General features: G+C 71.0%; 5 protein-coding genes. 2 read left to right on the plus strand and 3 right to left on the minus strand.

The genetic code is table 11. The features are described from left to right. Positions 1-1,876 (plus strand): tetratricopeptide repeat protein (locus D7V93_RS45420; protein WP_158623941.1); only part of this gene is annotated, 1,876 nt, incomplete at its 5' end. Positions 1,877-1,912: 36 nt separating this feature from the next. Here the strand turns inward: D7V93_RS45420 and D7V93_RS36295 are convergent. The 3 genes from D7V93_RS36295 to D7V93_RS36305 all read right to left on the minus strand — a co-directional run bounded on the left by D7V93_RS36295 (position 1,913) and on the right by D7V93_RS36305 (position 5,404). Continuing rightward, positions 1,913-2,947 carry a rod shape-determining protein gene (locus tag D7V93_RS36295; protein WP_120647712.1) on the minus strand — a complete coding sequence of 345 codons (1,035 nt, stop codon included), beginning with the start codon at positions 2,945-2,947 and terminating at the stop codon, positions 1,913-1,915. Positions 2,948-3,179: 232 nt separating this feature from the next. Next, a complete protein-coding gene (locus D7V93_RS36300) occupies positions 3,180-3,899 on the minus strand; it encodes a glycosyltransferase family 2 protein (RefSeq protein ID WP_120647713.1) in 720 nt (239 codons plus the stop codon). A gap of 56 nt (positions 3,900-3,955) precedes the next feature. Next, positions 3,956-5,404 (minus strand): pyridoxal phosphate-dependent decarboxylase family protein, encoded by a 1,449-nt coding sequence (locus tag D7V93_RS36305; protein ID WP_120647714.1) that lies wholly within the window; start codon positions 5,402-5,404, stop codon positions 3,956-3,958. A 142-nt stretch (positions 5,405-5,546) separates the two neighbouring features. Between D7V93_RS36305 and D7V93_RS45425 the strand changes: the two genes are divergently transcribed. Beyond that, the gene (locus tag D7V93_RS45425; RefSeq protein WP_244237718.1) at positions 5,547-5,783 is read left to right on the plus strand and encodes a SelT/SelW/SelH family protein; all 237 of its coding nucleotides are present in this window, start codon (positions 5,547-5,549) and stop codon (positions 5,781-5,783) included. Positions 5,784-5,827 lie beyond the last annotated feature (44 nt).

Below are 5,827 nucleotides of genomic sequence, written 5' to 3' on the forward strand. Positions count from 1 at the left end.
GGGCGGGGCGCTGCTGGACGCGCGCAAGGTGCGCGCCGTGTCGGTGGTCAATGGCCTGTCGCGCCCGGTGGAGGTGCGCATCGGCGCGCAGCACTGGGTGGTGGCACCCGGGGCGCAGGAGCAGGGGACCCTGAAGCTGGAGGACGAAGCGCCGCATGCCCGGGCAAGCTGGCCCGGCGCGGAGCAACCCTTCGAGGACGTGGTGCTCCCGACGGACGGCGAGCGGCTCGTCTACAACGTGCGCGGCGCGGCGATGCTGGAGGGCCACCTCGCCCCGACGGCGAACCCGGCGGGCCCGGGCCGGCGGACGCTGGCGGGCAGTGGGGCCATCCTCTTTCCGGAGGAGGTGCTGTTCGTCGCGAAGGCGGACTGGGAGTCCACCGTGCGCGCCCACATGGAGGCGGGCCGCTGGCGGCTCGCGGGCCAGGTGGCCTCCGCCGTCGCGGAGGTGGAGCCGCTCAACACCCGTGCGCGGGAGCTGGCGGCGCGCGGCTTCCTCCTCTCGGACGCGCAGTCCCCGTCGCACCTGCCGGAGACGCTGCGCTCGCGCGACACCGTGGGCTTCGCGCACCTGTTGATGAACCGGTGGCAGCAGGACCTGGACGCGCAAGCGCTGGCGCAGGACCTGCTCGGCTTCGTCGGCCAGCGAGAGCAGGCGCGCGCCCGCTACTCCGAACACGCGCAACAGTTTCCCGACTCTCCCCTGGCGGCGCTCTACCTGACGCGGGCGCTCACGCCGGGAACGCCGCTGGCCCAGGCCGTCCCCGCGTACGAGGAGCTGGCCCGGCGCTTCCCGGACTCCCCCGAGGTCGGCCGCGCGCGGCTGGAGGCCCGGTGGCTGGAGGAGCTGGAAGACCCGCGACCGTCGCGGCAGGAGGCGGGGGACCCTTCCCGGGAGCGGGTGATGGAGACAGCGCGACTGGCGGATCCGCTCGTGGCGAAGCACCCGCCCGAGACCGTCGAAGCGCTGGAGCTGTTCGTCCGCATCTACCTTCGCGCCCACCGCCGGGACACGGCGACGGCGCTGGTGCGCCGCTTCGGGCAGGACCCCCGCAACCGGAGCTGGGACTTCCTCGTGCTGGCCGGCCGCGTGGCGAATGTCGCCGGGCCCGCGCACACGCCCTACGTGCTGCGCGACTGGATCCCCGCCGCCATGAGTCGGCAGCCGGAGCGGATGCTGCTCCTGGACCTGCTCACCGGCCAGCGACTGCCGAAGGACGCGGAGCTGGCGGCGCTTTCGTCCCCCACCGACCGCGCCGTCATCGCCCTCACGCGCGACGTGCTGACACAGCCCCAGCGCGCGATGGAGCGGGCCGCGAAGGAGTCCGAAGCGGTGCTGTCCCGCCTGGAGCCGGAGGTCGCCGCGCTGCTCGCCCTGGAGCTCACGCGCACGGGCGATGCGCAGGCGAAGCGCCTCTTCAATGCCTCGCTGCCGCTGATGCTCGCCCGCGAACCGCTGCTGAAGTTCCTGCAGACGGACACCGTCACCCCGGCGTTCTCCCGCCTCCCACCGGGCCTGCGCGCCGCCGCGCTCCTGGCCCGCGCGCACCGCGAGTCGAAGGAGGGCTACCCGGTGTTCACCGAGCCGCTCGACGGGCTTGAGGGATTGGATGCACTCCAGGGCTTCGCGACCCGCGCCGCGGACGCGTGGCTGCGGAGCGCCTTCGACGCGTGCATGGACACGAAGGTGCCGCACGTGGTCCCCCCAGGCGTCGCCCTCCAGTTGACGGGTGACCTGGTGCAGTACATCGCGCGGCTGGAGAACGACCGCGGGGGGCGCCGGCCGAACTGCGCGGCGCGGGTGGTGACTCCCACCGGCAGGCCGCTGCCCAAGGCCCCACCGTCTTCCGGAAACGCGAACGGCGCCGACCCCTGAAGCGGGTCCGGCGCCGTCACGGTGCCACCGAAGGCTTCAGCCCGGCTGGCAGACCTGGCGGAGGATGTCGAGCGACTCCAGCGCCTTGCCCGCGCCAATCACGACCGCGGAGAGCGGATCCTCGGCGAGGAACACCGGGAGGCCCGTCTCCCCGCGCAGCAGCGTGTCCAGGTTCTTGAGCAGCGCGCCGCCACCGGCGAGCACGATGCCCCTGTCGGCGATGTCACCGGCCAGCTCCGGCGGCGTGCGCTCCAGCGTCAGCTTCACGGCCTCCACGATGCCGTTGACGGGCTCCGCGAGCGCGTCGCGGACCTCGTCGCTGGACACCGTGAGCGTGCGCGGCACACCGGCCACCAGGTCGCGACCCTTGATCTCCATGGTCATGACCTCGTCCGTCGGGTACGCCGTGCCGATGCCCATCTTGATGAGCTCCGCCGTGCGCTCTCCGATGAGCAGGTTGTACTTGCGCTTCACGTACTGGATGATCGCCTCGTCCAGCTTGTCGCCGCCGATGCGCACCGACTTGGCGAAGACGATGCCCGCGAGGCTGATGACCGCGACGTCGGACGTGCCACCGCCGATGTCGACAATCATGTTGCCGCTGGGCTCCGTCACCGGCAGCCCGGCGCCAATCGCGGCGGCCATCGGCTGTTCGATGAGGTAGACCTCCCGGGCGCCGGCGTTGGCGGCCGCTTCGCGCACCGCGCGACGCTCCACCTCCGTGATGCCGGACGGGATGCCAATGATGATGCGGGGGTTCACCAGCGTCTTGCGGTTGTGCGCGCTCTGGATGAAGTAGCGCAGCATCGCGGCGGTGATTTCGAAGTCGGCGATGACGCCGTCCTTCATGGGCCGGATGGCCACGATGTTGCCCGGCGTCCTGCCGAGCATCTCCTTGGCCTCCTTGCCCACCGCGAGGACCTTCTTGCCCCCGCGCGAATCCTGCTGCACCGCCACGACCGAGGGCTCGTTGGACACGATGCCCTGACCGCGGATGTAGATGAGCGTGTTCGCCGTACCCAGGTCGATGGCGAGGTCGCGCGAAAACAGGGTGTGGAGCCAGTCGAACATACGGGGGCGGAAACTTTCGGAAGGGCCCCGAAACTTCCCAGCCCTTCAGACGGAGTGCGTTGGCGAAACTACTACGCTGCGCAATACGGAGGAAGAAAAGCCGGAGCCGCCTTCGGGGCTCCGCTCGCTGGACAACCAACCCCAGCGAGCACTGTGTTCCCTTCTCCGCACTCCCCGCCGTGCCTCCTGGAGGATGGACCGCATCCTCCCCAGGACAGCAGCCAGGCGGGCGTCAGCGCTTCACGGAGTACTTCGCGATGGCGTAGAGGGCGCGCACGCCATCCTTCCATCCAATCTTCTTGCCCTCCTCGTAGGTGCGCCCGTGGTAGCTGATGGGCACCTCGAACACGCGCCAGTTTCCGCGCGCCACCTTGGCGGTGATTTCGGGCTCGAAGCCGAAGCGGTCCTCCTCCACGTGCACGGACCGCAACACCTCCGCACGGAATGCCTTGTAGCAGGTTTCCATGTCGGTGACGTTGAGGCCGCTCGTCATGTTGGAGAGCATGGTGAGCATGTTGTTCAACACCGTATGCCAGTAATAGAGCACCCGGCGCGGCGAGCCGATGAAGCGGCTGCCAAAGACGACGTCCGCTTCCCCGTCCAGGATGGGCTGGATGACCCGGGGGATGTCCTTCGGGTCGTATTCCAGGTCCGCGTCCTGCACGAGGATGATGTCCCCGGTGGCCTCGGCGAAGCCCCGGCGCAGCGCGGCCCCCTTGCCCTGGTTCTTTTCCTGGAAGAGCACGCGCACTTCGTTGCGGTTCTTCGGGGTCCCCCCCAGCACCTCCAGCCCCTGTTCGGAGAGCTGGCGCAGGAACTCGCGGCTGCCGTCCTTGGAGCAGTCGTCCACGAGGACGAGCTCTTTCGGAAAGTCGACGGCGATGCAGCGGCGGAGAATTTCCGCCAGGGTGGGAATCTCGTTGTAGACGGGGATGACGAGGGAGACGAGCATGGCGACCCGCCCCTATCGCATTTCCCGGGCTCCGGCGACTCCCTTGTGCACAAAACTCAGCCCTGGTCCGCCCCCCGGAGGGCCTCCAGCAGGGCGTCCAGGTCCGCGTCCCGGGTGAGGGGGTGGATGAGGGTGGTGCGCAGGTACACCCCGCGCGGCAGCCGCGTCTGCACCAGGTAGAAATTTCCCCGGGTGACCAACGCCTCGCGCAGCCGGGCCTGGAGGGCATCCCACTCCGACTCGGGCACGTGCGCGGGGGTGTGGCGGAAGCAGACGATGTTGCAGTCGGGCGGCACCGCCACCTCGAAGTCCGGGGCGGCCGTCAGCGTCGCGGCGAACCGCCGGGCCTGGTCGTAGGACGCCGTCACGGCCTCCTCGAAGACGCGCGTGCCCAGCACGGACAGGCACGCGTACACCTTGAGGGGCATCATCTCCTTGGTGCACTCCAGCGTGCGCAGGCCCACGTCGCTGTAGGGGCGCGCGTCGTCGCCGTGGAAGAGGTAGCTGGCCTCCTGGGAGAAGGCGTCGAAGGAGCGCGCCCCGTCCCGGAAGAGCACCGCCGTCACCAGCGCGGGCATGAGCAGCCCCTTGTGCGCGTCCCACACCACGGAGTCCGCGCGTTCGATGCCGCGCACCAGCGCGCGGTACTTCGGGCTCAGGCTGGCGGCGGCCCCGTGCGCGCCGTCCACGTGGAACCACAGGCCGTGCTTGTCGGCGAAGTCCGCCACGGGCTCCAGCGGGTCGAAGGCGCCGGTGGCGGTGGAGCCCGCGCTGGCGACCACCGCGATGGCCTTGCGCCCCTTCCGGGTGGCGTCCTCCAGCGCACCCTCCAGCGCGTCCGGCCGGACCCGGAAGTGCGCGTCCACGTCCACCGGGGTGAGGCCGCCCTCGCCCCAGCCCATGATGCGCACCGCGCGGGCCAGGCAGTAGTGCGCGGTGCGGGGGACGAGCACCGTCAGCGGGGGGCCCGCGTGCGCGCCGCCGTTCCACGCGTCATAGCCGGCCTTCGCCTGCCGCGCGGCGAGCAGCGCGGTGAGGTTGCCCGCGCTGCCGCCGGAGGTGAGCACGCCCCGGGTGCTCTGGGGCAGGCCCAGCGTCGAGGCCATCCACGCGAGCACGTGGTGCTCCATCGCGGTGGCGACGGGGCCCATCTCGTACACCGCCATGCCGTTGTTGAGCAGCGAGGACACGGCGTCGCACAGCGCCGCCAGCGGCAGGGGCGCCGTCACCTGGTGGCCCACGTAGCGCGGGTGGTGCAGGTGGTGCGAGCCCTCCAGCACGCGCGCCATCAGGGCCGCGAAGAGCCCGGACGGCTCCTGGGATGGCACCTCCGGGAAGGGCGTGGCGAAGCGCTCCTGGTTCACCGCCGGCGGCACCCACGGCAGCACCGGCATCGCGCCCCCGCCGAGCGCGGCCTTCAGGTAGTCCGCGAGCTGGTCCATCAGGGCGTGCGCGGTGGCGCGGAAGGCGTCCGGTTCATAGGCGGCTTCGAGCGGGGTCGTCATGGCGGCGCAAGGTAGCGGGGGGCGGGCGGACGGGAAACGCGCCTGCGGGAGGACCGCTGCTCCCCGGGCTGGCGGCTGGATTGAGACAGGGGACCCAGGCGTGCTCATCTTCAGGGTGCACCCGAAACACCCGGAGGCTTCCATGGCCGACGCGACGGTCACCATCACCTACTGCAGCGCTTGAGGCTACGCGCCCCGGGCCGCCCGTGTGGCGGCCGCGCTGAAGGAAGAGCTGGAGCTGGAGTCCGTGCTGAAGAAGGGCCCTTCGGGCAGCTTCGAGATCGCCGTGAACGGACGGGTCGTCATCCGCAAGGACAGTCCGACGTTCCCCACCGAGCAGGAGGTCGTCGACGCGGTGGCGAAGGCGCTGGGGCCTTGAAGGCCCGGTCCACCCGCTCCCCTTGAAAGGGAGCGGGTGGACCG

Origin of the sequence: Corallococcus llansteffanensis (assembly GCF_003612055.1) — a bacterium.
Classification (GTDB): Bacteria; Myxococcota; Myxococcia; order Myxococcales; family Myxococcaceae; genus Corallococcus; species Corallococcus llansteffanensis.

Coding starts and splice junctions, on each gene's coding strand:
- D7V93_RS36305 (WP_120647714.1), bottom strand. CDS start 5,404: ATGACGACCCCGCTCGAAGCCGCCTATGAACCGGACGCCTTCCGCGCC.
- D7V93_RS36295 (WP_120647712.1), bottom strand. CDS start 2,947: ATGTTCGACTGGCTCCACACCCTGTTTTCGCGCGACCTCGCCATCGAC.
- D7V93_RS36300 (WP_120647713.1), bottom strand. CDS start 3,899: ATGCTCGTCTCCCTCGTCATCCCCGTCTACAACGAGATTCCCACCCTG.